Here is a 25,954-nt window from a genome sequence, read left to right as displayed (position 1 = left end):
GAAAGGTGTCCGGCCGGTCACCGGCAGCCGTCCGCCGCCTCGATCAGCCTCGCGGCCTCGCCCAGCGCGGCCCGCAGCACCGCCGGGTCGGTCGCGAGGTCCGCCTCACCGGGCGGGAGCAGCCAGTCCGAGCCCTCGACCGGGGGCTCGGGGGCCGCCCGCAGGCCGCGGCCGATGGTCTGCGTACAGGTGCTGCCGGGCACGTCCCAGGCGTCCGCGGTGCCCGGTGGCACCAGGAAGCCGAGGGTGTCGCAGCCACCGTCGTGCAGGACGGGGCCCACGAGATCGGCCGCACCGCGCCGCAGGATGTCGACCGCCTCCAGCCCCTGACGTGCCGGAACGGTCACCAGGTCGCACTCGGCCGCGGACCGCGGCGGAACGTCGAGCTCCGGGGACGGTCCGTGCTGCACGGTGAACGGCGGCGTACGGAACTCGGTGCTCTGCGTGATCTGCATCCCGGCCTCCAACGGAACCCCTCCTCATGACGAGTGGGTCGGGAGTTCGGGCGGCTCCCGGTCCACACGGTTCAACGCGCCAGGACGTCAACGGCTACGGCGAAACTCCGCCACAAAGGATGGCAGTTCATGGCGGATCGTGGATGAGATATCCGTTTTGTAGCTAAACCCAGCGTGGCGGCGTTGTCACAGCAGGTACGTTCTTGCCCCGCCGGAAGCAGGGCACCTACTGGGCACAACCCGGTCAACTCGGCCCGGATTCCGGCATGGTTCGACGGTTCGCAAGAGAGGGCCCGGCCATGGCGTCGTCAACGGTGACCTCGTCCCCGTCCCCCCGGCCACCACGGCCGAATCTCGCCTTCCGGCGGCTGCGCGGCCAGCGCTCCCCGGGCGAGTTCGCCGCGGCGGTGCGGAGGGCCGCGCGCGAGATCGGCGAGCGGGTCAGCTGCGACGCGCGCTACATCGGGCGCGTCGAGGCGGGCGAGATCCGCTGTCCCAACTACGCGTACGAGCGGGTGTTCCTGCACATGTTCCCCGGCCGCACGCTGACGGACCTCGGTTTCGCTCCCCGCTCCTGGGTACGCGGACGCGGGGCGCGCGACCTGGGCGAGGCACCCGTCGCGCACTCCACGAACCCTTCACCCGCCCCCCATGAGACGGACGGGGCGCACGAGACGTATGAGGCACCGGGTCCGCACGATGCCCCGGTGCTGTACGGCCCGTCCGGGTCGTACGAAGCGCACCATCCGCACAGCCCGCACGATCCGCATGATCCGTACGACCCGCACCACGCGTGCGATCCGTACGGCCCGTACGAGAAACGCGATCAGAACCACGAGGAGAGCGACGTGCAGCGTCGCGCATTCATGACGGGAGGCACCGCCACCGTGGCGGCGGCCTCACTGGGCACCTTCGCGGGCGCCTTCGGCGGCAGCGCCGCGGCGGCCGGACCACGCGTCCACCGGGCCGGTACGTCCGAGGCGGGCGCCCTCGAAGAGGCCGTCCGCAAGATCCGGCTGCTCGACGACCGGCACGGCGCCGACGGGCTCTACCGCCGCGCCGCGACTCCCCTGCGCACGGCGTTCGCGCTGCTGGACGCGGGCACCACCCGGCAGGCCACGGCCGACCGGCTGTACTCCGGAGCGGGCGAACTGGCCATCTCGGTGGGCTGGCTGGCGCACGACTCCGGGCGCTTCGACGACGCGCGCTCGCACTACGCGGAGGCCCTCGCGACCGCCCGGATGGCGGGCGACCCGGGGCTGGAGGCGCACGCCTTCTGCAACACGGCGTTCCTCGCGCGGGACGCGGGACGCCCGCGCGAGGCCGTACGCGCGGCCCAGGCCGCCCAGCGCGCCGCGCGGCCCCTGGGCTCCCCCCGCCTGCTGTCCCTGCTCGCGCTGCGCGAGGCGGGCGGCTGGGCCGGGCTCGCCGACCGCAGGGGGTGCGAACAGGCGATGGCACGGGCACAGGCGCTCTACGGACGGGGTCCCTCGGAGACCGACCCCGAGTGGATGACCTTCTACGGGGAGGCCGAACTGGAGGGACTCGAAGCGCAGTGCTGGTCGACGCTGGGCGACTGGCCGCGCGCGGCCCGCCACGCACGTCGTGCCGCCCACCTCCAGGACCCGCACTTCACCCGCAACATCGCCCTCTACACCGCCGAACTCGCCGACGACCTGGCCCGCGGCGGCCGGCCCGACGAGGCCGCGCTCGCCGGTCTGCGCGTCCTGGACCTGCTCAACGAGGTCCAGTCCTCCCGCATCCAGACCATGCTGGCCGGAACGGCCCGCGTCCTGCTCCCGCACCGCAGGGCCTCGGGCGTCTCCGCGTTCCTCGACCGCCACGCGAACCTGCCCCGCACGGCGTGAGGACCGCCGCGGGCCCGGTCAGGCGGTCAGGTGCCCACTGTCGTTCCACACCTCCACGGCGGGCTCCCCGTAGGCCCAGCCGAGCACCGACAACGAGGTCGGGTTGAGGCGGACACGCGCCGCGAAGTCCAGCGGGAGGCCCAGCCAGCGGGCGCCTATGGACCGCAGGATGTGGCCGTGGGCGAAGACCAGCACATCGCGGTCCTCGGCACGGGCCCAGGAGACGACCTCGTCCGCGCGCGCGGTGACCTGCTCCAGGGTCTCCCCCTCGGGGACACCGTCGCGCCAGATGAGCCATCCCGGGCGGACGCCCTGGATCTCCGCCGGGGTCATGCCCTCGTAGGCGCCGTAGTCCCACTCCATGAGCGCGTCCCAGGTGCTCGCGCGCTCCCCGAAACCGGCGAGTTCGCACGTCTCGTGCGCGCGCGCGAGCGGGCTGGTGCGCACCTCGACACCGGGGAGTCCGTCGAAGGGCGGCCGCTGGAGCCGCTCGCCCAGCAGCTTGGCTCCGCGCCGCCCCTCTTCCAGGAGCGGGATGTCGGTCCTGCCGGTGTGCTTTCCGGACAGTGACCATTCGGTCTGTCCGTGCCGGGCCAGCAGGATGCGCGGTGCCATGGAGAAGAGCCTTCCCTGAACGGGCCGCACAAGTGAGAGTTCGCTCACTCGTGGACGGCTGAGGAGTGGGTCACTCCATCATCGCTCACCCCTGTCCTGGGCAACCCGGGGGGCGATCTCCGCGTCTTTGAGATCCGGGGCGCCCCTCCGGGGGATTCGCGTACACCGTAAAATCCCGGGGTGGCCACAGACCGTCGTCGGCGGACCGCGGGCGGTGGGGCCACCACGAACGGACACGAACAGATGGGCACGAGCAGATGGGGGAGGGCGATCGGATGCCGCAGACCGATGCACCGCGTACCGAAGCGGCACCGCGCGCCCGGTCGCGCCGGTGGGACGAGCCGCGCACGTCGGCGGCCGAGCGCGGCCGGCTCCGCTGGTGGACCGAGGTCCCGCTGATCCTTCTCGTGTACGCGTCGTACACGGCGGGCCGGCTGCTCGCCCGGGGGGACACCCACGGCGCCGTCGGGCACGGCCTGTCGATCCTGCGGATCGAGAAGGCCCTCCACCTGAACGCCGAACATCCGCTGAACCGGCTGTTCACGCGGGAGGCCTGGCTGGGCGTCCCCGCCGACTTCTGGTACGCGTCGCTGCACTACCTGGTGACGCCCGCGATCCTGATATGGCTCTTCCGTTCCCGGACCGTGCGCTACCGCGCGGCCCGCACCTGGCTGATGACCTCCACCTTCATCGGCCTGATCGGCTTCACCCTGCTCCCGACCTGCCCGCCCCGGCTGCTCTCGCCCGGGCACGGCTTCGTGGACACGATGGCCCAGTACAGCTCCTACGGCTGGTGGGGCGGCGAGGCGAGCGCGCCGCGCGGTATGGGCGGGATGACGAACCAGTACGCGGCGATGCCGAGCCTGCACGTGGGCTGGGCGCTGTGGTGCGGAGTGATGCTGTGGCGTCACGGCCGTACGCCGGCCGCCAAGGTCGCCGCCGTCGTGTATCCGCTGTTCACCACGATCGTCGTGATGGGTACGGCCAACCACTACTTCCTGGACGCCGTCGCGGGCGCCGCCGTGATGGGGGCGGGCCTGCTGCTGACCCCGTTCGTGATGCGCGGGGCGAACCGGCTGCGGACGCTGCTGGAGGGGCGCGTCCCGTGGGTCGCGGGTGCCGCACGGGGCGAGAGCTCCACGATTGTCAGTGCGGGGTGCCAGACTCCCACGGGTGAACGAATTCCCCGACAGCGCGAGTCCCGAACCGGCCCGGCAGCCGAGCCGGGTGCCTCTCCCACGGACGCCGGGGAAAGCGCTGCGACAGCAGCTCGCTGAGCTGCGCGGTCCGGACGTGGCACCGAAGGCGCTCGACGCGCGCGCCCTCGCGGCGCTCGCCGCCAACCCCGGGTGCGACCGCCGCGCGCTGCTGGACGGCGCGGGCGTCGACAAGGCGAAGCTGGCGAGCGCGCTGGGCGCGCCGTCCGCGTTCGGGATGTCGCAGTTCGCCTTCATGCGGGGCAACGCGTTCGAGGCGCGGGTCAAGGCCGACGGCGGAGCCGTGCTGCTGCGGCTGGTGCACGAGAAGCTGGACCCCGGCGCCGAGCCGCCCGGCGCCGGCGCCGTGCCCGACCTGAGCGCGATCGGCCCCGAGGGGCGCGCGGCGCGGACGGCACTGGCGCTGCGCGAGGCCACCGAGGCCGGCGCCTGGAGCCTGCTCGACCACCCCATGCTCGCCCTCGACGTCGCGGGCTCCGCCGCGTTCCTGGAGCCGGACGCCGTGGTCGTGCACCCCGACGGCGGCTGGACCGTCGTCGAGATCAAGTCGTTCCCCATGCTGGACGGCTCGGCCGACCCCGCCAAGGTGGGCGCCGCCGCCCGGCAGTCCGCGGTGTACGTCCTGGCCCTGGAGGAGGTCGCCGCCCGCCTCGATCCCTCCCCCGAGGTCCACCACCGCGTCCTGCTGGTCTGCCCCAAGGACTTCTCCAACCTCCCGGCGGCCTCGGCCGTCGACGTCCGCAAGCAGCGCGCGGTCACCCGCCGCCAGTTGGACCGGCTCACCCGCGTCGAGGACATCGCGGCCGCCCTCCCCGAGGGGAGTTGCTTCTCCCCCGGCCTTCCGGCCGAGGACCTGATCACGGCCGTCGAGGCGGTCCCCGCGACCTATGCCCCCGAGTGCCTGTCCGCCTGCGAACTGGCCTTCCACTGCCGTGCCCGCTCACGCGCCCGGGGCGCGGTGACGTCGCTGGGCCGGTCGCTGCGCGCGGAGCTGGGCGGCCTGACGACGGTCACCGACGTCCTGGCGGCGGCGCACGGGGAGTCCGGCGATCCGGCGGACCCGGCCGTCGCGGCGCTCCGGAGAGCGGCCCTGCTGCGGGCGGAGGCTCTGGGCGGCACGGCCGCGGAGGCCCGCCCCCGAGCCGGGGAGTCCCGGACGCCGGTCGCTCCGGCGCCGGAGGCCGATCCGGCCGGAGCGCCGGCTCCCGGTCCCTCGCTGTCGAAGGACCCGGTGCCGGCGACCGGTACCTCCGAGGGCCGGGAGGCGACCGCATGTCGCTGATCGCCACCCTCGCGCGGCTGGAGGCCGTGGAGAGCGGCCGGGCGCAGCCCACCGCCACCGTGCTGCACCGCCACCTCGTCGAACGGCCGCTGGTGTTCGTGCCGCTCACCACCTCGGGCGAGGCCGGGGCCCCGCTCGGCGCGCTCGTCGGCACCGACCGGGACGCGCCCCGGCTGCTGGTCGTGCCGCAGCCCCGCGACCGCGATCTGCGTTTCGCGTTCCTGGCCGAACTGGCGGACGTCGTCCTGCCGTACATCGACTCGTACGCGGACGTGGTCGAGGCGGCCGAGCGCAGCGAGACCGACCCGGAGACCGGCAAGCGCGTCAAGGTCGAGGTCGAGCTGTGCGCGGACGCGCCGCAACTGATCGTGCCGGGCCGCGCGGGCATCGAGTTCGTCCGCCTCCTCGGGCGCTCCACGCGGTTTCGCCGTACCGCCGAGCAGGACCCCGAGACCCCGCATCCGGCGCCGCCCCGGGTGCCGTTGTCCGGGCGCTGGCTGACCCACTTCGGGGAGCGCGCCCGGGTGCCGGGCTCCGCCCTGCTCCTCGCCCTCACCGACGTGCTCTCCCGACACTGGGCCACCGGCCAGAGCAGCCTGGAGGACCAGCATCTCGGCGCGCTGCTCGCCTGGATCGATCCACCGGAGGGTGAGCCGGGCGGCGAGGCGGCCGTACGGGCCGAGCTCCAGCGGGACGCGCGGGGCCAGCTCGTCTGCCCGCCCGCCGGACCGGCCACCGACCCCGCCTTCGACAACCAGTTGCTGGCCCCCGCCATCGAGCGCTACGACCGCGCGCGCACCGCGCTGGCCGCCGCCGAGGACGGCATCGAGGCGGACGACCGGCTCGGTGAACTCACCGCCGCGGAGCGGGACATCCGCGAACTCGTCGAGCGCGTCACCCGGCCCACCTGGGACGCGGTCTGGCGGGGGCTCGACCTGCTGCGCGCGCTGCCGGAAGGGGCGCACGCAGCCGACCGGTGGACCCGCGACCGCTGGTCGTTCACCGGACACCGCGACCGGGTCGTGGCGGGCGAGCCACCGCAGCCGCGCCGCGACGACGCGGTCACCGCCGCGAACAAACTGGCCACCCGCGAGCGGGAACAGGCCCGGCTGGAAGCGCAGGAGGCCCTCGACGACCCGCTGGTGATGGCGGGCCGGCGGCTGGCCGGAGAGGCGTTCGCCGGAGAGGTGACCGATGTCGTGATGGCGTACAGCGAGGGCAGGCGGCCGAGCCCCCGCCCGCTGGTGACGGTCCGCACGGACGACCGCCCGCATCTCGGTGAGCGGGCCAAGGTGTACCGCTCGCTCGGCGGGAAGCCGCAGTCCGCGGAGTTCGTGGGGTACGAGGACGAGGGCGCCGCCGTGGTGCTGCGGATCGTCGACAAGATGGGGCGCGGCAAGGAACCCGAGGCCGGGTCCCTGCCGGAGAAGGGGGACCTCGTCTGCTTCACCCTCTTCGAGCACGAGCAGCGCGGCGGCGCCAAGCTGCCGGACCCGGAGGAGACGCCGTGGACGCACGGGGGTCCGCCGGGTGAGTCCGACGCCCCGCCGCTGCCCGACCCGGTGACCGAGGAGGACGTCCTGTGACCACCGTCTTCGACCCGGGTGCCGAGGCCGCGCGCGCGACCGACGCGATCCTGCGCGACACCTTGCACGGCACCGACCGCGGTGTCGTGGTCGACTCACCGCCGGGCGCCGGCAAGTCGACCCTCGTCGTCCGGGCCGCACTCGAACTGGCCGCCGCGGGACGCCCGTTGATGGTCATCGCGCAGACCAACGCCCAGGTCGACGACCTGGTGCTGCGGCTCGCCGAGAAGGCCCCCGAGCTGCCGGTGGGGCGGCTGCACAGCAGCGACTCCGACCCGTACGACAAGGCGCTCGACGGCCTGGACCAGGTGCGCAAGTCGACGAAGGCGGCCGACCTGGCGGGCCTGGACGTCGTCGTCTCGACCGCCGCGAAATGGGCCCACGTCAAGGGCGTCGAGCCCTGGCGGCACGCGATCGTCGACGAGGCGTACCAGATGCGTTCGGACGCGCTGCTCGCCGTCGCCGGGCTGTTCGAGCGGGCCCTGTTCGTGGGCGATCCGGGGCAGTTGGACCCGTTCGCGATCGTCGGTTCGGAGCAGTGGGCGGGGCTGTCCTACGACCCGTCCGCCTCCGCGGTGAGCACGCTGCTCGCGCACAATCCGCACCTGCCGCAGCACCGGCTGCCGGTGTCCTGGCGGCTGCCCGCGTCGGCGGCTCCCCTGGTCTCACGCGCGTTCTACCCGTACACGCCGTTCCGCAGCGGCACCGGTCACGGCGACCGGAGGCTGAACTTCGGCGTCCCGTCGGACGGTTCGGGGACCGACCGGGTCATCGACGAGGCCGCCGAGTCCGGTTGGGGGCTGCTGGAACTGCCCGCCCGGCACACACCGCGTACGGACCCGGAGGCGGTGCGCGCGGTGGCCGCGGTCGTACGGCGGCTGCTCGACCGGGGTGGCGCGGCCACGTCGGAGCGGGCGGACGATCCGGTGCCGCTGACGGCCGACCGGATCGCCGTCGGAACGGCGCACCGGGACCAGGCCGCGGCGGTACGGGCGGCACTGGCCGGCCTCGGTGTCGCGGACGTCACCGTCGACACGGCGAACCGGCTCCAGGGACGGGAGTTCGACGTCACGGTCGTCCTTCATCCGCTGTCCGGGCGGCCCGACGCGACGGCGTTCCACCTGGAGACCGGACGACTGTGCGTACTCGCCTCCCGGCACCGGCACGCGTGCATCGTGGTGGCCCGGGAAGGAATCACTGAACTGCTGGACGACCACCCGTCGACCGAGCCCGTACAGCTGGGAGTGACCGTGAAGTTTCCGGATGGCTGGGAGGCCAATCATTCGGTGTTGTCCCATCTGGCGGAGCATCGGGTGGCGTGGCGGCCCTGAGTTCCGCTCCGGGCCGCCGAGCCCGGCGAAGTGCCGGCCAGGCGGGCGCCCGGCCCCGTCGGGTGTGCCCGGCGCCCGGGGCCCACTTGCGTGGGCGCGAGACAATGGACGGTGGCCCTTCACCGGGAGGGGCCCCGAACCGTACGAGGAGGAGAAGACATGGCGGAGCCCACGCCGCGTCGGAACGAACCGCGGCTACGCCCCGCGCCCCTGCTCTTCGAGCCCGCGGAGGCCGCCGGGGACCCGGAGCACTTCTTCGACCTGGAGTCGATCGACGATCCGCGCGCGCTCCTCGACCGGGCCACGGAGCTGGCGCACGCGTTTCGGGCCGCCGCCGACCGGGCCGTCGAGTTCCAGGCCATCGCCGCCGCGCAGCTCGCCGATCCGCGCCGCTTCGACCGGCTGACCGCCGCCTCGATCGCGGAGCGGGCCGAGTGGACCGAGGACTACGCGAAGAAGATGGTCGAGTTCGGCGAGGGCCTGCTCCGGGGCACGGAGGGCAACGGACACGGCCACGGGGTGACCGACCCGGTCTGACCCCATGCCGCGGACGGGCGCGGTCCGCGCTGCCGCCGGGCGCCGCGCCGGAGGACGTTTCCGTCGCCCGCCCGAACCCTCCTGGCATATGCCAGCCGGGCAAGATACTCCACCTGGACCACTCCTGTCCCGATTTCCGGCAACCCTCCGGGGTGGGGTGCTCACCACCGGTAGATGTATGCGGCATGAGCAGCACACGGAACCCGCCGAGCAGCACCCCGCACAGCCCCGGAGCGACGTCGCCCGAGCGCCTGGACGTCTCGGGTGTCACGTCCGAGGGAGCCGTCTGGCTCGCCTCGGCGGCAACGTATCCGCGCAGCACGCTCGCCCTCTGGCGCGAACGGCCGAACGCCCCGCTCGTGCTGCCCTGCGGCAGCGCCTTCGACGTCGTCAGCGCGCCCGCGCTCTTCGGACGGCGCATGCTCGACCGGCTCTGGGAGGACGGACCGGGCTCGGGCCCGGTGGCGGCGCACCGCGGGCGGATGCTGCTGTTCGCCGCGCCCGGCACCGCCCAGCGGCTTCCCTCGCTGATGGAGTGGGAGGAGTGGGGCTCACGCGCCGCCGTGGGGCGGGAGGCCGCCGCGGGGCACGCTGCGCGGGCGGAGCGCGAGGACGTCGGACACGGCGGGCATGTGGGGCGGTGCCGGGAGATGCCGCCGCTGCTGTGCCACGGCACGGGCGACGCGGTCACGGTGCCGGCGCTGAGCTCCGGGGACGGCGGCACCGAGGCGGTCCGGCCCGATTCCCGCTGGCTGGTCGCCCCCGACACCCGGCAGCCCTGGCTCCCCGGCCCCGAGATCCTGCTCTGGGCCGCCGTACGGGCGGCCCGTGCGGCGGCCTCGGCGGCGGTACGGATATCGATTTTTCCTCGCGCCGATCAGGATGCTAAGGTCTACGACGTCAGCAGGCGCCGCTAGCTCAGTTGGTTAGAGCAGCTGACTCTTAATCAGCGGGTCCGGGGTTCGAGTCCCTGGCGGCGCACGCCAACGAGAGCGGGATGATTCGCGGAAACGCGAGCATCCCGCTCTCGTCGTTTCCGCCCGTACCGCGAAGCCCACCCGGCCCGCACCCGCGCCCGCACCCGGTCGCCGGTCGCCGGTCGCCGGTCGCCCGCCACCGATATCGCCGAGCCCTCGGCCACCTGTCTGTCGCATCGCGCGTCGCGCGTCGCCCGTCGCCGGGCACGAGTCACCGGTCACCGACCGCTCGGCGACCGTACTGCCGGAAGGCGGCTCAGCCTGTCGTGATCTTCACCGTCCAGGCCCCCGAGGCCGTCCGGTCCTCCACCGTGACGCGGACGTTCGCGCCCGGCACCTTGAAGCTCTCGCCGAGGCTCACGGGCGCGTCCGCGAGCGGCGGGTACACCGAGTCCTCCCAGCAGGACTCGGTGCGGGGGTGGGCGTCGATCACCTGGATGGGACCGCTGCCCGACTCGGTCCGGCTGCGCACCCGGTAGACGAGGACGCCCTGGTCGCAGGACGAGCCGTCGTTGCCCTGCGAGCCCCGCGCCTCGAAGGCGAGCGCGCTGTCCGGACCCGTCGGGACCACCGCCAGCTTGGTCCCCCGGCCGGCGCCGAAGATCCGCGAACCGGGGAGGGCCGCCACGCCCACCGCGTCCGAGGACGCGCCCGGTCCCCCCACAGCCCGAGAGGACGCTCCCGCTGTCCCGTCGGGGGGCGCCCCCGGTCCGCGCGAGGGCAACCGCGGCCCCTGCAACGCCGCCCCCGTTCGACCGGGCGCCGTGGAGCGGGACGCCAGCACCCCGACGCCGGCGGCGCCCGCTCCGCTCGCGCCGGCCGAACCCGCAGAACCGGCCGCACCGACCGGGGAGTCGACGGGGCCGGCCTCCAGCGGCTCCAGTGTCAGCCGGGTGGTGCCGGAACCCACCACGCACGCCACCTGGTGCGGTTCCAGCCATCCCAGCCGCCACTTGTGCCAGCCGAAGAGGTCGGGGGCGAGGCCGAACTGGCTGCCCATGAGGTCCCAGTCGCCCACATAGGTGTCCCAGTCGCCCTTGCCGTCGGCGGGGCGGTGGTAGAGGTCGGGCAGGTCGAAGACATGACCGGTCTCGTGGGCGAGGACGAGACGGTCCGGCGGATGCTTCTCGAAAACCGTGACGACGCGTCGGATGTCCTTGCCGTCCGCGTGCAGGGGCGTGTCCAGGTTGACGACCTTCGTCGCGTCCGAGTCGACGCCCGGAGCGTCCGGGTCGGCGACGAAGTAGACGACGTCGTAGCGGGAGAAGTCGATCTGCGGGTCGGCCACGGAGAGGGCGTCGCGCAGATAGGCGGAACGGTCGGCGGCGTTCCAGTCGCGCCGTATGGCGTACGACGTGGAGGGATGCGGCATCCGGATCCAGGCGCGCTGGGGGTGCGGGCGGACCGTGAACCTGCCGTACGAGGCACGCTCGAAGAAGCGGCTGGTCGCCGGGAAGTAGTCACCCGTCAGTTCGGCGGGCGTGGTGCGCGGGGTGGCGTCCGGGAACGACAGGAAGACCATCACGGCGTCGAGAGGACGTGTGGGCCGCACATAGGAGGTGTTCCAGGTGTTGGCACCCTCCGAGTGGTGCGCCTCGGTCCGCGTCAGGGCGCAGGGGGACGCGAGCGGCTCGGCGAGCGCGGGTCCCGGCACCAGGGAGGTCGCGGCGAGGGCGGTCATCGAGGTGAACAGGGCGGCGGTGCTGCGCCAGCGGGGCGCCCCGTCCCGCGCGAGGCCGCGCACGGCCTCGCGCGGAAGAGCCCTCAGGGGGAGCGGACGCGGCACGTCGACCTCCGGATGCGGATTTCGGGACACCGCACCCAGCCTGATTCAATTTGTACTACTTCGCCCTGTTTGTCTGCACCGGAAGAGTGAGAGAGCCCGCCTGCCGACACCCCCGGACCTGCACGGAACGTCACATGCGGTCGGCCGGGGAGGGAACCCGTCCAGATACAGGCAGAAACGATCTGTCAGAACGGGTGGTTGTTCCGGGACACTGGACAGTGGCTGCACCGTCCGGAGTCAGCCTCTATGATCGGCACACTTTCCTGCACGGACACGGCTTGTGCGGCCGTCCCTCACCGGCCGACCGCCCCGAGAGACCCATACGAAGAACGAGTGCACTGCGGGAGCGAGCGGTGAGCGGAACGTCCGAAGGGCCGGCGCCCGCGGGAGACCTCGTCCGGCCGACCGTCACAGAGCGTCATATCGACACGTCTTCTCGTACGTCCCCCGGGATCTCTCCCGGCCCACCCGTCCCCTCCGTATCACCCGTGCCACCCGGGACGCCCGGAACTCCTTCCGGGGCGCCCGCACCGGCCGCGGTTCCCGACGGAACGTCACCCCGCACCTTCCAGGCGGCCTTCGACACCGCTCCCCTCGCGATGGCCGTCGTCGACCGCGAGGGTCTCGTCGTCACCGCCAACGAGACGCTGGGCACGCTGCTCGGCGCCGGGGAGCGGACGTTCGCCGGGCGGGTCGCCGCCGATCTGGTGGACCTGACCTCCGACGCCCGCATCTGGCACGCGTACCGCGAGGTGCTGGGCGGCAGCCGGGCGAGGCTGCGCTGCACCCGCCGGCTCAAGCACCCCGACGGCCACGCGCTCTGGGTGCAGGTCACGGTCGCCCCCCTGCCCCCGCAGGAGCGGGCGGTCCTGATCTCGGTCACCGACATCGGCGCCCGGCGTGAACTCCAGGCGCGGCTGCGCCACTTGCAGATGCACGACCCGGTGACCCGGCTGCCCAACCGCACGCTCTTCTTCGAGCGCCTGTCGGCGGCTCTGGAGGCGGAGGCGTACGAGGAGGGCGGCACCGGCCGGATCGGGCTCTGCTATCTGGACCTCGACGGTTTCAAGGCGGTCAACGACACGCTCGGCCACCGGGTCGGGGACCGGCTGCTCGCGGCGGTCGCGGAGCGTCTGACGCGCTGCGCGGAGGAGGCCGGCCTCACGAGGGCGGCCACTCCCCTGGTGGCGCGGCTGGGCGGGGACGAGTTCGCGCTGCTCGTCGAGGATTCCACGGGCACCGACCAGTTGGCGGACCTCGCCGAGTCCGTACTGAAGTCGCTCCAGGCGCCGTTCGACCTGTCGGGGCAGCGGCTGTCGCTGTCGGCGTCGATCGGGGTCGTCGAGCGGCGCGCCACCGGCACGACCGCGACCGGTCTGATGCAGGCGGCGGACACGACGCTGTACTGGGCGAAGGCGGACGGCAAGGGCCGCTGGACGCTCTTCGACCCGGAGCGCAACGCGCACCGCATGACCCGCCAGGCCCTGTCGTCCACCCTGCGCGCGGCCATCGAACGGGGTGAATTCGCCCTGGAATACCAGCCGTTGGTGGGCATGGAGGACGGCGGTGTGCACGGGGTCGAGGCACTCGTCCGCTGGAACCACCCACGGTTCGGGATGCTCACGCCGAATCGGTTCATCGGGCTGGCCGAGGAGGACGGTTCGATCGTCCAGCTCGGCCGCTGGGTGCTGGCCACCGCCTGCCGCCAGGCCCGCCGCTGGCAGTTGGACCACCCGGACGCCCCGCCGATCTTCGTCAGCGTCAACGTCGCCGTGCGCCAGGTCTGGGACTCCGACCTGGTCGCGGACGTGGCGGAGATCCTGGCGGAGACCGGACTGGCCCCGCATCTGCTCCAGTTGGAGCTGACGGAGTCGGCGGTGATGGGTTCGGCGGGCCGGCCGCTCCAGGCCCTCCAGGCGCTCAGCGACATGGGCGTCCGCATCGCCATCGACGACTTCGGCACCGGCTACTCGAACCTCGCCTATCTGAGCAGGCTCCCGGTGTCCGTGCTGAAGCTCGACGGCTCCTTCGTCCGCGGCTTCCAGTACGAGAACGCCGACGGTTCGTCCGCCCATCCCAACCCGGCAGACGAGGTCATCGTCGAGGCGCTCATCCAACTCGCCCACCGGCTCGGCCTGACCGTCACCGCCGAGTGCGTGGAGACCGCCTCGCAGGCGTCCCGGCTGCGCGGGATCGGCTGCGACACCGGCCAGGGCTGGCTGTACTCCCGGCCGGTGGCGCCGGAGCGGATCTCCGCACTCCTGATGTCGGCCGCCTGCCCTCGGGCATGAGCGACGCTCGCGCCCTCGGGCCTGCGGGCCCGCTCTCAGGAGCGAGCCCCGCTCACCGCTTTCCGACCCGCCGGCCGGACTCCCGGGCGTGAGCGTCCTGGTCCCCAGGCCTGAGTGATTCTCAGGCCTGGCTGTCCTGGCTGTCCTGGCCGTCCTGGCCGTTCGCCAACCCGTAGGCGTCCGCGATCAGTTCGTACGAACGCAGCCGGACGTCACCGCTGTGCGCGTTGCCCGTGATCATCAACTCGTCGGCGCCGGTGCGCTTCTGGAGGTCGTCGAGGCCGGCGCGGACCTCGTCGGCCGTGCCGTGGATGACGTTTGAGTTCCAGGAGTCGACGAACTCCCGCTCCATGGGGCTGAATTCGTAGGCCTCCGCCTCCTCCGGCGTCGGCACGAGACCCGGGCGGCCGGTGCGCAGGCGGACCATGTTCAGCGCGGCGGCCAGCACTTGGCGGCGGGCCTCCTTCTCCTCGTCCGCGGCGAGGGCGGAGACACCGATGAGGGCGTACGGGGCGTCGAGGACCGCGCTCGGCCGGAAGGACTCCCGGTAGAGGTCCAGGGCCGGAATCGTGTTCTGCGCCGAGAAGTGATGCGCGAAGGCGAACGGGAGGCCCAGCGCTCCGGCGAGGCGGGCGCTGAAGCCGGAGGAACCGAGCAGCCAGACCGGGGGCCGGTGCGGGGACTGGACCCCGCCCGGCGAGGTCGACTGGACGGGCCCGGGAACGGCGTGGATGCGGGCGTAGGGGTGGCCGTCGGGGAAGTCGTCGTCCAGGAAGCGGGTGAGTTCCGCGAGCTGCTCGGGGAAGTCGTCGGCGCCCTCGTTGAGGCGCTGGGTACGGCGCAGCGCGGCGGCCGTCGCGCCGTCCGTGCCCGGGGCGCGGCCGAGGCCCAGGTCGATACGGCCCGGGGCCATCGCCTCCAGGGTGCCGAACTGCTCCGCGATGACCAGCGGGGCGTGGTTGGGGAGCATCACTCCCCCGGAGCCCAGCCGGATGCGGTCCGTGTGGGCGGCCAGGTGGGCGAGGATCACGGCGGGCGAGGAGCTGGCCACGCCGGGCATCGAGTGGTGTTCGGCGACCCAGTAGCGGTTGAAGCCGCGGGATTCCGCGAGACGGGCGATCCGGACGCTGGTGCGGAGCGCGTCGGTCGCGGTGCGGCCCGCGCCCACGGTGACCAGGTCCAGCACGGAGAGGGGGACGGGGGCGGTGCCCTGTGCCGTGCCTCGGATCTCGCCCGTCTCGGCCGTCTCGTCCACCGGGGTGCCTCCTGTTGCGTACGCGTTGGTGTCCTGCGAGCACGAACAGGAGGGTGGCTCCGGTTATTCCCCGGGCGCCCTCCGGGTGGCGGGGCCCGGAGGGCGGCTTTCCCCGGGTGGGGCGGAGGGGCGACGATTCTCGCCCCTCCGCCCCTTCCCGTCCTCCGGGGCTCCGCCCCCGGACCCCGCTCCTCGAACGCCGGAGGGGCTGGATTGCGCCGGAGGGGCTGAACCCTTCTGGGTCTACGCCTGGACGATCGGTTCCCTGGTGAAAAGGGTGCCGAGTTCCGGGGCGTTCACTCGGCGGTCCGTCAGGCGCAGCGCTTCCCAGACGGTGACCTGGTTCGCGGTGAGGACCGGCTTGGCGAGGTCCTTCTCCAGGGCCGCGAGGTGGGAGGCGGTGTGCAGGGCCGTGTCCGGGAGGAGGATCGCGTCGGCGTCCGGGCGGTCCACCGCACGGGCCAGGCCGAGGACCTGGTCGTAGTCCCAGTCGGCGACCTCGGCGGCGGTGACGACACCGGAACCGCGTACCGCCACCACCTCCGTGCCGGTGTCCTTCAGGAACGCGGCGAAGAGCGCGGTCACGTCGTCGGGGTAGGTCGCCCCGATCGCGACCCGGTGCGCCCCGATCTCCCGCGCCGCGTGCGCGAAGGCGAAGGACGTCGAGGACGCCGGCAGGCCGGCCGCCCTGGCGAGGCCGCGGACCTGCTCGTGGGCGCCCTGGAGCCCGTACACGAAGCTGCCGCTGGTGCACGCCCAGACCACGGCCTCCGCCCCGGACAGGCGCAGCTCCTCGACGCCCGCCGCGAGGCGTTGCGCCGAGCCCATTTCGAGGAGCGCGTCCACGCGGTGCGCGTCCTCCCCGATGTCCGTGTGGACGACGGTCAGGCGGATGTCGCTGCCGAGGAGCTGCTCCATGCGCGGGTAGTCGTCCTCGGCCGAGTGGCCCGGGTAGAGGAATCCGAGTGCGGTCATGCCCAACCTTCCTGTTCTTCGGGAAGTACGGGTCCCCGGCGGGCGGCCGGATCAATCAGCCGCTGATAGGGGCCCACCGCCCGGGTACCCAGTTGGCGCAGCGCTGCCCACATCGTCACCTGGTTGGCCGAGATCACCGGGATCCGCAGTTCCGCCTCCAGCTGGGGGATGACGTCGTACGTCGGAAGGTTGGTGCAGCTGATGAAGAGGGCGTCCGCCGCGCCCCGGGCCGCCCGGCGGGCCATGGTGGCCACATCGCGGTACGGGACCTTCCAGATGTGCCTGGTCAGGCCCATGAAGGCGCGGTCGGTGACGGTGACGCCGGCCTCCGCGAGGTACTCCTCCAGGGACTGGGTGACCGAGACCGTGTAGGGGGTGACCAGGGCGATCCGGCGTGCGCCGAGCTCCCCCAGGGCTGCGAGGAGGGCGCCGGAGGTGGTGAGCGAGGGCAGCGCGCCCGCGCGGGTCATCGCCTCGCGCATCGCCCGCTCACCCGCGATCCCGCCGACGAAACTGCCCGACGCGCACGCGTACGCGACGACCTCGGGCGCGACCGCGTTCAGCGCACGGACCGCGTCGCCGAGGGTCTCGTGCTCGGAGACCAGGCGGGCCAGGTCCAGGCCGACCTCGACCGGCACGAACGGGGTGCGGGTCAGATGCAGGGAGACGTCGTCCGGGACCCACCGCCAGAGCTCGCGGTCTAGGGCGAAGTCGAACGGGGCGACCACGCCGACCCCGCGCTGCGGATGCGGACCGCCGAGAAAGGAAACGTCCATGGCAGGCACCGGCCTCGGAGAGGGAATCAGGCGGGCAACGGACCGTATGCGGGCCCGTGTTGACGAAGGTAGGTTCGGGTGCGAGCGTGGTCAATCCGCGCATCTCAGACGGCTCGGCCCCGTTCGCCCGCATGTCTCCACGGTCATGTCGCCCCAGGATCTCCCAGAGAAGCGGACCCGCATTGCGAAACGGTTTCTCCCGATGAACGCCCGTATGTCCCCCGGCGCGCCCCACCCGTCGGCCCCGGCCACCCTGCTCGTCCTGGACGCCGACCCGCTCCCCCGGCTCGGCCGGCTCACCGGGCGCGTACGGATCGAGCACGCCGACGAGTCCACGCTCGCGGAGCGGCTGCCGCACGCGGACGCGCTGCTCGTGTGGGACTTCACCTCCCACGCGGTGCGCCGCGCCTGGCCGGGCGAGGGGCCCCGGCCGCGCTGGGTGCACACCGCGAGCGCGGGCGTGGACCATCTGATGTGTCCCGAGCTCGCCGCCTCCGACACGGTGGTGACCAACGCGCGCGGCATCTTCGACCGGCCGATCGCCGAGTACGTCACCGCTCTGGTCCTCGCCATGGCGAAGGACCTGCCGCGGACCTGGGACCTGCAGCGGCGGCACGAGTGGCGGCACCGCGAGTCGCAGCGGGTGGCCGGGACCCGCGCCTGTGTCGTGGGGTCCGGGCCGATCGGGCGGGCCATCGTCCGCTCCCTCAAGGCGCTCGATGTCACGACGGCCCTGGTGGGGCGGGTCCCGCGCACCGGTGTCCACGGCCCCGAGGAGCTGGACCGGCTGATGGCGCGCGCCGACTGGGTGGTGTCCGCGGCTCCGCTCACCGCGCAGACGCGCGGGATGTTCGGGGCACGGCGCTTCGGGGTGATGCAGCCCTCGGCCCGCTTCATCAACGTCGGGCGCGGACAGCTCGTCGACGAGGAGGCGCTCGCCGAGGCGTTGTCGAAGCGGTGGATCGCGGGTGCGGCCCTCGATGTCTTCCAGCACGAACCGCTGGGCCGCGACAGCCCGTTGTGGGAGGTCCCGGGTCTGATCGTGTCGCCGCACATGAGCGGTGACACGGTGGGCTGGCGGGACGAACTCGGTGAGCAGTTCGTGGAGTTGTACGAGCGCTGGGCGGCGGGCAAGCCGCTGTCGAACGTGGTCGACAAGAAGCGCGGGTACGTACCCGGACACTGAACTGCCTTGGGAGGGACCGATGCCGGAACTCACCGAGCTGACGGCGGTACAACTCGTCGACGGGTACCGCAAGGGCGAATTCAGCCCCGAGGAGGTGACGCGCGCGGCCCTGGAGAGAGCGGGCCGCGCGCAGCCGGCGGTGAACGCGTTCGTCACGCTCCTCACGGACGAAGCCCTGGTCCGGGCGCGGGAGTCGGCGGACCGCTGGCGGCGGGGCGAGCCCGCGGGCCTGCTGGACGGCGTGCCCGTCACGGTCAAGGACATCCTGCTGCTGCGCGGGCATCCGACGCTGCGCGGCTCCAGGACCACCGGCGCGGGGGGCCGTTGGGAGGAGGACGCGCCGTCCGTGGCCCGGCTGCGCGAGCACGGCGCGGTGTTCCTGGGCAAGACGACGACGCCCGAGTTCGGCTGGAAGGGCGTCACGGACTCTCCCCTGTCGGGGGTGACGCGCAACCCGTACGACGTCACGCGCACCGCGGGCGGCTCCAGCGGAGGCAGCGCGGCGGCCGTGGCGCTGGGCGCGGGCCCGCTGTCGCTCGGCACGGACGGCGGCGGCAGCGTCCGTATCCCGGCCGCCTTCTGCGGGATCTTCGGGCTGAAGCCGACGTACGGCAGGGTGCCGCTGTATCCGGCGAGCGCCTTCGGGACGCTCGCGCACGTGGGCCCGATGACCCGGGACGCCGCCGACGCTGCCCTGATGCTGGACGTGATCGGGACACCGGACGCCCGCGACTGGTCGGCGCTGGGGCCGGCCGACGGTTCCTTCGTGGACGCCCTCGACGCCGGTGTGCGGGGACTGCGGGTCGCCTTTTCGCCGTCCCTGGGCGGGCAGGTCCCGGTCGCCCCGGCCGTCGCGGCGGCGGTACGGCGGACGGTGGAGCGCCTGGCGGGTCTCGGCGCGCGTGTCACCGAGGCCGACCCCGACTTCGCCGATCCGGTGGACGCCTTCCACACCCTGTGGTTCAGCGGGGCGGCCCGGGTGACCCAGCGGCTCGGTGCCGACCGCCGGGCCCTGCTCGATCCGGGGCTGCGGGAGATCTGCGGGGCCGGCGCCCGCTTCAGCGCGCTCGACCATCTCGCCGCGACGGACGTCCGGATGGCGCTCGGCCGCCGGATGGGCCTGTTCCACACCTCGTACGACGTGCTGGTCACGCCCACCCTGCCGCTGACGGCGTTCGGGGCGGGTGTCGAGGTCCCGGCCCGGTCGGGCCTGCGCCGCTGGACGGGCTGGACCCCGTTCACGTACCCCTTCAACCTGACGCAGCAGCCCGCGGCGACGGTCCCGGTCGGCGTGGACGGCGAGGGTCTGCCGGTGGGCCTGCAGATCGTCGCCGCCCGGCACCGGGACGACCTCGTCCTGCGGACGGCGCACGCGCTGTACGAGGCGGGGGTCGCCGGGGTGGCACCACCGCCGCTGCCGCTGTCCTGAGTCCTAGAGTCGCCGGAAGCTGAGCGTCTCCCCCGCGGCACCGGAGCGCCACAGGTCGTTGCAGGCCTCGGCCATCGCGTCGAGGCCGTCGACCAGTTGCCCCCAGACGATGCCCGGGACCCAGCCCACGTCCCCGTTGAGCAGCAGGTTGTTGCGTTCGTAGAAGAACGCGAGGTCCACCACGGTGGTGCCGGGACGGACCTCGGCGTCGTAGCCGTAGGCCTTGGTGCCCAACTCCGTTCCCGCGAAGGAGAAATAGCAGAGATCTCCGGGTATGGGAGTGACGGTCGGATTCTCCAGCGGTGGCTCCGATGCCGTGAAAGGGGGGAAGAGCGCGTAGATCTCATTGCGCGCGTACTTCGCGTGGTACACGTCGCCGCTCAGCGGGAGCGCGTCCCACACCGTCGCGCAGGTGATCGGCGCGCGGTCGTCGAAGAGTTTCGCGGTGCCGTGCACACCACTCTTGACCAGCGAGACTTCGATGAATCGAGCAGCCATGCGTTCCATGGTCCCGCGGCGGTCAAGAGCGCAGCGGGCGCGGACGAGGCCGGAAGCGGCCCGAATACATCGCATGGTCCCGGGTAGCCGCGCGGCCATGGCTCCACCACTTGGAACAGCACGTGGGAACACACGTGGAAACGACAGACACCCGTCCGGGACGACCCGCCGGTCGCTGCTCGCGGGGGTCGCGGCGCTCGGTGCGCTCGGCGCCGCCGGCTGCAGTCGCGTGGCCACGGCGTCCGGGACGGAGGGCGGTGATCTCCTCGGCCGGCTGAGGGCGCAGGGCGTCGTACGCCTGGGCATAGCGGGCGAGATCCCGTTCGGCTACATCGACCGGGACGGCCGGCTCACCGGTGAGGCACCGGAACTGGCGAAGGCCGTCTTCAAACGGCTGGGCGTCGACCGGGTCCAGCCGGTGCCGACCGAGTTCGGCTCGCTGATACCCGGGCTCAACTCCCAGCAGTTCGACGTCGTGTCCGCCGGGATGTACATCAACGCGGACCGCTGCGAACAGGTCATCTTCTCGGACCCCGACTACCAGATGCTCGACGCGTTCATCGTGCGCAAGGGCAATCCGAAGGGGCTGCACGACTACAAGGACGTCGTGGCGAAGCGGGCCAGGTTCGCCACGGGCACCGGCTACGCGGAGATCCAGTACGCGGTCGGGGCCGGGTACAAGGAGAGCGACATCCTGATCGTGCCCGACCAGGTGGCCGGGCTGAACGCGGTCGAGGCGGGACGCGCCGACGTCTTCGCGGGGACCGCGCTGACCGTCCGCGAGGTGGTGCGGAAGTCCGGCAAGGCCGAGAGCACGAAGCCCTTCGCGCCGCTGGTCAAGGGCAAGCCGCACGTCGACGGCGGCGGCTTCGCGTTCCGCTCGCCGGAGACGGGGCTGCGGGACGCCTTCAACGCCGAGCTGCGGAAACTGAAGGAGAGCGGCGAACTCTTCCGCATCCTGCGGCCGTTCGGATTCACCAAGGCCGAGATGACCGACATGACCGCGAAGGAGCTCTGCCGCGGATGACATCGGGACTCTGGGAACTCGTCCTCAAAGGCGTCTGGGTCACCGTCCAACTGCTGTTCTTCAGCGCTCTGTTGGCCGGCGCCATGTCCTTCCTCGCCGGAATCGCGCGCACCTCGCGGCGGTGGATCGTCCGCTTCCTCGCGGGCTTCTACACCGAGGTGTTCCGCGGCACCTCCGCCCTCATCATGATCTTCTGGGTGTACTTCGTGCTGCCGCTCGCCTTCGGCTGGCAGCTCGTCCCGTTGTGGGCGGGCACGCTGGCCCTGGGGCTGACGTACGGGGCGTACGGCTCCGAGATCGTGCGCGGAGCGCTGAACGCGGTCGACCCGGCGCAGCGTGAGGGCGGGATCGCGCTCAGCTTCACGCCCTGGCAGCGGATGCGGCTGATCCTGCTGCCGCAGGCGGTGCCCGAGATGATCCCGCCCTTCTCCAACCTGCTGGTCGAGCTCCTCAAGGGCACGGCGCTGGTCTCCGTGATGGGCATGGGCGATCTGACGTTCAGCGCCAACCTGGTGCGCCTCGCGCTCCAGCAGAGCGCGGAGGTCTACACGTACGTCCTGCTCATCTACTTCGTCATCGCCTTCCTGCTCACCCGGCTGATGCGCGGGCTGGAGAAGCGGCTCAGGGCCGGGGTCGGCAAGGAGCCGGAGCGCGGCACGGCCGCGCGCGAGCCGAAGCGGCCCGGGACGGCGGCCGTGGGCGCCGGTGCCGGTGCCACCGCGGGCGGAGGTGCCTCATGACCTGGGACTGGAACGCCGTCGGCGACTTCATGCCGCACTTCCGGGACGGCCTGCTGGTGACCCTGAAGGCACTGGCCCTCGGTTCGGTGATCTCGTTCACGCTGGGTCTGGTGTGGGCGCTGCTGATGCGGGCCCCGACCCGCTGGGTGCGCTGGCCGGTCGGGGTGGTCACCGAGTTCGTGCGCGACACCCCGCTGCTGGTGCAGTTGTTCTTCCTCTTCTACGTGCTGCCCGAGTGGAACATCACGTTCTCCGCGCTGACCACCGGTGTGATCGCGATCGGACTGCACTACTCGACGTACACGATGCAGGTCTACCGGGCCGGCATCGAGGGCGTGCCCGCCGGCCAGTGGGAAGCCGCCACGGCGCTCGGCCTGCCCGTGCGGCGCACCTGGACTGCGGTGATCCTGCCGCAGGCGGTCCGCCGTGTGGTGCCGGCGCTCGGCAACTACGTCATCGCGATGCTCAAGGACACCCCGATGCTGATGACGGTCACCGTGCTGGAGATGCTCGGCGAGGCACGGCTGTACTCGCAGCAGCACTTCCAGTTCACGGAGCCGCTCACGGTCATCGGTGTGGCCTTCATCCTCATTTCCTACCCGGCTTCCCTGCTGCTGCGAGCCCTGGAGCGACGCCTTGTCCGCTGACACGAACACCGGCGTGAACGCCGGCCCGAACTCCGGCACGAACGCCGGGACCAGCCCTTTGACAGATCTCGCGAATCCCCCGGTGGACGGCAGCGAGCTGATCCGCTTCGACAAGGTCACCAAGCGCTTCGGGGACAACACCGTCCTCGACGGGCTCGACTTCCGTGTCGACTCCGGGAAGCACGTCACGCTGATCGGCCCGTCCGGCTCCGGCAAGACGACGATCCTGCGGCTGCTGATGACCCTGACCCGGCCGGACGAGGGGACGATCACGGTCGCCGGGGACCGGCTGTTCCCCGCGGACGAGAAGCGGGTCCGCGAGGTCCGCAAGAAGATCGGGATGGTCTTCCAGCAGTTCAACCTCTTCCCGAACATGAGCGTGCTGAGGAACGTCACCGAGGCGCCCGTCACAGTACTCGGCCTGTCCAGGGACGAGGCGGAGGAGCGCGCCCGCGAACTGCTCGACCTGGTCGGGCTCGCGGACAAGTGCGACGACCGGCCCGGCCGGCTCTCCGGCGGCCAGCAGCAGCGCGTGGCCATCGCCCGCGCGCTGGCGATGCGGCCGCAGATCCTGCTGCTGGACGAGGTGACGTCGGCGCTCGACCCCGAGCTGGTCGCGGGGGTCCTCGACGTCCTGCGTGACATCGCCCGCACCACGGACATCACGATGCTCTGTGTGACCCACGAGATGAATTTCGCCCGGGACATCTCGGACCAGGTCCTGATGTTCGATTCCGGCCACGTCATCGAATCCGGCCCGCCGGAGCGGATCTTCGGCGATCCGGAGCACGAGCGGACCAGGGAATTCCTCGGCGCGGTCCTCTGAAGTCCGGGAGTGAACGAGGGGCGGAGGGGGAGCACATGCCGGAAGGCCGGAGGTCCGGCCGCTGGGGCATGCCCGACGCTCCATGCCCTTGACATATGCCAGAGTGGTGCGCTCCTGCTGAGAGGCATGGAGCGCACCACCAATCTCGTCAACAGACACCCGCAGAAGGCTCCTTGACGGTTATCGTGGAGTGAGCCCAGCTGTCCGGGCCGGCGTCATTTTTGAGCCGGTCCATGAAGCGCAGGGGGAAACCGTGGCGCTGATGAACGAGCCGACCGCGCCGTACCACTCGGCTCAGGACGCCCTGCGGGTGCTGGAGACGGTGTCCCGGCACACCACCGGCGTCACGGAGGCCGAACTCGCCCGCCGGGCCGGCCTCGGCGCCGACCGGCTGACCGCGCTGCTGCGCATGCTCCGCCGCGAGGGTTACGTCGAACAGGTCGCGGACGGCGCGTACGTCACCGGCGCCGCCCTCAGCCGCCTCGGTTCCGCCCAGGGCCGCCAACAGGCCCTGCGCGACAAGCTCCAGCAGACGATCGACCGGCTCCGCGACTCGGTCGGCGCCGCCATCTATCTCAGCCGCTACATCGACGGCGAAGTGCACGTCACCCAGTACGCGGACAGCCCGGCGTCCCCCGCGGTCAACGAGTGGGTCGACTTCCGCTCCTCCGCGCACGCCAGCGCGGTCGGCAAGAGCCTGCTCGGCCAGCTCGACCACAACGGCCGCCGCGACCACCTCGCCCGCCACAAGATGGCCCGCCTCACCTCGCGGACCATCACCAGCGAGCGGCTCCTGCTGTCCCGTCTCGACTCCCAGCCGGCCACCGTGCCCGTGCTCGACCTCCAGGAGTACGCGATCGGCACGGTCTGCGCGGCCGTCCCGATCACCGCCGGCTCCTCGGTCGGCTGCCTGGCCCTGTCCCTCCCGGTCGAGCACGCCCACCGGCTCCGCCGCGCCGCGGACACGCTGAACCGCGGCGCGACTCCGGTACTGCTGTCCCTCGCGATCTGACAGCGACCGCACCGGGCCCGCACAGGCCGTGCACCGGGCCCCCGCAGGGGCTGCGGCCGATCCGCCCGGCGGCCGGAGCGGAGGGTCGGCCCCGCGGTCGGCCGGACGATGGGACGGGCGGCCGCCCGGGTGGTCGGAAGCACCCCGGCGGACCAGGTAGTATTTCTTTTGTCGCCGACCGCGAAAGCGGGAGGCGAGAGTCATGCGCCGCTAGCTCAGTTGGTTAGAGCAGCTGACTCTTAATCAGCGGGTCCGGGGTTCGAGTCCCTGGCGGCGCACCTTGGTGAAGGCCCTCCACGCAAGTGGGGGGCCTTCACGCATGTCCCGGCCTACTCCGACGTGACGAACTCGGTCAGCACCCGCGCCAGCAGCCCCGGATCCCGGGCCCCGCACAGCTCGCGCGCCGAGTGCATCGACAGTCCGGCCACGCCCACGTCGACCGTCGCCACGCCGAGGCGGGCCGCGGTGATCGGGCCGATCGACGTCCCGCACGGCATCGCGTTGTGGGAGACGAACGGCTGCCACGGCACTCCGGCCCGTTCGCACGCGGCGGCGAAGGCCGCGACGCCCGTGCCGTCGGTGGCGTACCGCTGGTTGACGTTGACCTTGATCACGGGCCCGCCGTTGGGCAGCGGGCGGTGATCCGGGTCGTGGCGTTCGGCGTAGTTGGGGTGGACGGCGTGGGACATGTCCGAGGAGACGCACAGGGCGCCGGCGAGGGCACGGTTGAAGTCCTCGGCCCCGCCGCCCCGGGCGGTCACGACACGGCCCAGCACCCTTTCCAGGAAGGGGCCCTGGGCGCCGGACTCCGATCCGCTGCCGACCTCCTCGTGGTCGAAGGCGGCGAGCACCGGGATGTGCGCGGGCGGCCGCGCGGCGCCTGCGGCGGCGACCAGGGCGCTGACACCGGCGTGCACGGAGATCTGGTTGTCCAGACGTGGCGCGACGATGAACTCCTCGTCCGCGCCCAGGTATCCGGGCGGCTGGATGTCGTGCAGCATCAGGTCCCAGCCGAGGACCTCGTCGGCGTCGGCACCGGCCTCGTCCGCGATCCGGCCGAGCAGGGCGCCGGGCCGGGAGTCGCCGAGCCCCCACAGCGGGGCCATGTGCCGCTGCCGGTCCAGGGCGAGCCCCTCGTTGACGGTCCGGTCGAGGTGGATGGCGAGCTGCGGCACCCTCAGCAGCGGCTTGTCGACACAGACCAGCCGGGTCGAGCCGTCGCGCAGGGCCAGCCGTCCCGAGATGCCCAGATCCCGGTCGAGCCAGGTGTTGAGCGGCACACCGCCGTAGATCTCGACGGCTATCTGCCGCCATCCCGCCGAACCGGTGTCCGGCGTCGGCTTGACCCGCAGGTTCGGTGAGTCGGTATGGGCGCCGACGATGCGGAACGGGGTACGGGCGGGAGCGCCCGGTGGGGCGTACCAGGCGAGCAGGGCTCCCCCGCGGACCACGTACCGGCCTCCCACGGCTCCGGACGTCCAGTCGTCCCGCTCCCGCAACTCCGCGAAACCCGCCTTCTCCAGGCGCTGCGCCGCGCTCGCCACCACGTGGTACGGCGAGGGGCTGGCTCTGACGAAGCCGAGCAGATCGTCATTGTGGCCGCGGTCGAGTGGGTCATGCGTGGGGGACATGAGTGCC

23 protein-coding genes and 2 tRNA genes are annotated in these 25,954 nt (G+C 72.6%); 17 read left to right on the top strand and 8 right to left on the bottom strand.

What is annotated here, in order from left to right:
- Positions 1–17: 17 nt before the first annotated feature.
- Entirely contained in the window at positions 18–455 is a 438-nt protein-coding gene (locus OHT01_RS25170; RefSeq protein WP_328555380.1) for a hypothetical protein, read from the bottom strand.
- Positions 456–754: 299 nt separating this feature from the next.
- On the opposite strand from OHT01_RS25170, the gene OHT01_RS25165 reads away from it, so the two are divergent.
- Complete coding sequence (locus OHT01_RS25165) at positions 755–2,323, top strand: hypothetical protein (protein ID WP_328555379.1); 1,569 nt, start codon at positions 755–757, stop codon at positions 2,321–2,323.
- An 18-nt stretch (positions 2,324–2,341) separates the two neighbouring features.
- On the opposite strand, the gene OHT01_RS25160 is transcribed toward OHT01_RS25165, so the two are convergent.
- On the bottom strand, positions 2,342–2,938 hold the full coding sequence (locus tag OHT01_RS25160) for a histidine phosphatase family protein (RefSeq protein ID WP_328555378.1): 597 nt from the start codon (positions 2,936–2,938) through the stop codon (positions 2,342–2,344).
- Positions 2,939–3,213: 275 nt separating this feature from the next.
- Here OHT01_RS25160 and OHT01_RS25155 point away from each other — a divergent pair, with 275 nt between their 5' ends.
- The 7 genes from OHT01_RS25155 to OHT01_RS25125 all read left to right on the top strand — a co-directional run bounded on the left by OHT01_RS25155 (position 3,214) and on the right by OHT01_RS25125 (position 9,872).
- Positions 3,214–4,215, top strand: a complete 1,002-nt coding sequence (locus OHT01_RS25155; RefSeq protein WP_328555377.1) for a phosphatase PAP2 family protein — start codon at positions 3,214–3,216, stop codon at positions 4,213–4,215.
- A complete protein-coding gene (locus OHT01_RS25150; protein WP_328558256.1) occupies positions 4,166–5,437 on the top strand; it encodes a hypothetical protein in 1,272 nt (423 codons plus the stop codon). The genes OHT01_RS25155 and OHT01_RS25150 overlap by 50 nt, the downstream gene beginning before the upstream one ends.
- Positions 5,428–7,023: a hypothetical protein gene (locus tag OHT01_RS25145; RefSeq protein WP_328555376.1), complete on the top strand. Its 1,596-nt coding sequence runs from the start codon at positions 5,428–5,430 to the stop codon at positions 7,021–7,023. The genes OHT01_RS25150 and OHT01_RS25145 overlap by 10 nt, the downstream gene beginning before the upstream one ends.
- Complete coding sequence (locus OHT01_RS25140) at positions 7,020–8,354, top strand: AAA family ATPase (protein ID WP_328555375.1); 1,335 nt, start codon at positions 7,020–7,022, stop codon at positions 8,352–8,354. Before OHT01_RS25145 ends, OHT01_RS25140 begins: the two co-directional genes overlap by 4 nt.
- 159 nt (positions 8,355–8,513) lie before the next feature.
- Entirely contained in the window at positions 8,514–8,891 is a 378-nt protein-coding gene (locus OHT01_RS25135; protein WP_328555374.1) for a hypothetical protein, read from the top strand.
- Positions 8,892–9,076: 185 nt separating this feature from the next.
- Complete coding sequence (locus OHT01_RS25130) at positions 9,077–9,808, top strand: bifunctional DNA primase/polymerase (protein WP_328555373.1); 732 nt, start codon at positions 9,077–9,079, stop codon at positions 9,806–9,808.
- A tRNA-Lys gene (locus tag OHT01_RS25125) sits at positions 9,799–9,872 on the top strand. Before OHT01_RS25130 ends, OHT01_RS25125 begins: the two co-directional genes overlap by 10 nt.
- Positions 9,873–10,124: 252 nt before the next feature.
- On the opposite strand, the gene OHT01_RS25120 is transcribed toward OHT01_RS25125, so the two are convergent.
- On the bottom strand, positions 10,125–11,684 hold the full coding sequence (locus OHT01_RS25120; RefSeq protein WP_328555372.1) for a M6 family metalloprotease domain-containing protein: 1,560 nt from the start codon (positions 11,682–11,684) through the stop codon (positions 10,125–10,127).
- A gap of 323 nt (positions 11,685–12,007) precedes the next feature.
- Between OHT01_RS25120 and OHT01_RS25115 the strand changes: the two genes are divergently transcribed.
- Positions 12,008–13,945 carry a putative bifunctional diguanylate cyclase/phosphodiesterase gene (locus OHT01_RS25115; RefSeq protein WP_328555371.1) on the top strand — a complete coding sequence of 646 codons (1,938 nt, stop codon included), beginning with the start codon at positions 12,008–12,010 and terminating at the stop codon, positions 13,943–13,945.
- Positions 13,946–14,066: 121 nt separating this feature from the next.
- Here OHT01_RS25115 and OHT01_RS25110 read toward each other — a convergent pair whose 3' ends face one another.
- From OHT01_RS25110 to OHT01_RS25100, 3 genes are all read right to left on the bottom strand, one after another.
- Entirely contained in the window at positions 14,067–15,200 is a 1,134-nt protein-coding gene (locus OHT01_RS25110; protein WP_328555370.1) for an LLM class flavin-dependent oxidoreductase, read from the bottom strand.
- A gap of 243 nt (positions 15,201–15,443) precedes the next feature.
- Entirely contained in the window at positions 15,444–16,175 is a 732-nt protein-coding gene (locus OHT01_RS25105; RefSeq protein WP_328555369.1) for a maleate cis-trans isomerase family protein, read from the bottom strand.
- On the bottom strand, positions 16,172–16,951 hold the full coding sequence (locus OHT01_RS25100) for a maleate cis-trans isomerase family protein (protein ID WP_328555368.1): 780 nt from the start codon (positions 16,949–16,951) through the stop codon (positions 16,172–16,174). Before OHT01_RS25100 ends, OHT01_RS25105 begins: the two co-directional genes overlap by 4 nt.
- A gap of 202 nt (positions 16,952–17,153) precedes the next feature.
- Between OHT01_RS25100 and OHT01_RS25095 the strand changes: the two genes are divergently transcribed.
- The gene (locus tag OHT01_RS25095) at positions 17,154–18,137 is read left to right on the top strand and encodes a D-2-hydroxyacid dehydrogenase (protein WP_328555367.1); all 984 of its coding nucleotides are present in this window, start codon (positions 17,154–17,156) and stop codon (positions 18,135–18,137) included.
- Positions 18,138–18,156: 19 nt separating this feature from the next.
- Positions 18,157–19,566 (top strand): amidase, encoded by a 1,410-nt coding sequence (locus OHT01_RS25090; protein WP_328555366.1) that lies wholly within the window; start codon positions 18,157–18,159, stop codon positions 19,564–19,566.
- Positions 19,567–19,569: 3 nt separating this feature from the next.
- Here OHT01_RS25090 and OHT01_RS25085 read toward each other — a convergent pair whose 3' ends face one another.
- Positions 19,570–20,064, bottom strand: a complete 495-nt coding sequence (locus OHT01_RS25085) for a DUF3830 family protein (RefSeq protein WP_328555365.1) — start codon at positions 20,062–20,064, stop codon at positions 19,570–19,572.
- 97 nt (positions 20,065–20,161) lie between these two features.
- Here OHT01_RS25085 and ehuB point away from each other — a divergent pair, with 97 nt between their 5' ends.
- The 6 genes from ehuB (at position 20,162) to OHT01_RS25055 (ending at position 24,594) form a co-directional block, all read left to right on the top strand.
- Positions 20,162–21,091 (top strand): ectoine/hydroxyectoine ABC transporter substrate-binding protein EhuB, encoded by a 930-nt coding sequence (gene ehuB, locus OHT01_RS25080; RefSeq protein WP_328555364.1) that lies wholly within the window; start codon positions 20,162–20,164, stop codon positions 21,089–21,091.
- Complete coding sequence (gene ehuC / locus OHT01_RS25075; RefSeq protein ID WP_328555363.1) at positions 21,088–21,831, top strand: ectoine/hydroxyectoine ABC transporter permease subunit EhuC; 744 nt, start codon at positions 21,088–21,090, stop codon at positions 21,829–21,831. The genes ehuB and ehuC overlap by 4 nt, the downstream gene beginning before the upstream one ends.
- On the top strand, positions 21,828–22,478 hold the full coding sequence (gene ehuD, locus OHT01_RS25070; RefSeq protein ID WP_328555362.1) for an ectoine/hydroxyectoine ABC transporter permease subunit EhuD: 651 nt from the start codon (positions 21,828–21,830) through the stop codon (positions 22,476–22,478). The genes ehuC and ehuD overlap by 4 nt, the downstream gene beginning before the upstream one ends.
- A gap of 58 nt (positions 22,479–22,536) precedes the next feature.
- Complete coding sequence (gene ehuA / locus OHT01_RS25065) at positions 22,537–23,304, top strand: ectoine/hydroxyectoine ABC transporter ATP-binding protein EhuA (protein WP_328558255.1); 768 nt, start codon at positions 22,537–22,539, stop codon at positions 23,302–23,304.
- 253 nt (positions 23,305–23,557) lie between these two features.
- A complete protein-coding gene (locus tag OHT01_RS25060; protein ID WP_328555361.1) occupies positions 23,558–24,316 on the top strand; it encodes an IclR family transcriptional regulator in 759 nt (252 codons plus the stop codon).
- A 204-nt stretch (positions 24,317–24,520) separates the two neighbouring features.
- A tRNA-Lys gene (locus OHT01_RS25055) sits at positions 24,521–24,594 on the top strand.
- A 51-nt stretch (positions 24,595–24,645) separates the two neighbouring features.
- Here OHT01_RS25055 and OHT01_RS25050 read toward each other — a convergent pair.
- On the bottom strand, positions 24,646–25,947 hold the full coding sequence (locus OHT01_RS25050) for a M18 family aminopeptidase (RefSeq protein ID WP_328555360.1): 1,302 nt from the start codon (positions 25,945–25,947) through the stop codon (positions 24,646–24,648).
- Positions 25,948–25,954: the final 7 nt, after the last annotated feature.

The organism is Streptomyces sp. NBC_00358, assembly GCF_036099295.1.
Lineage (GTDB): Bacteria > Actinomycetota > Actinomycetes > Streptomycetales > Streptomycetaceae > Streptomyces.
Note: the sequence above shows the minus strand (reverse complement) of the source record. Positions and strands in the feature narration are given on the sequence as shown.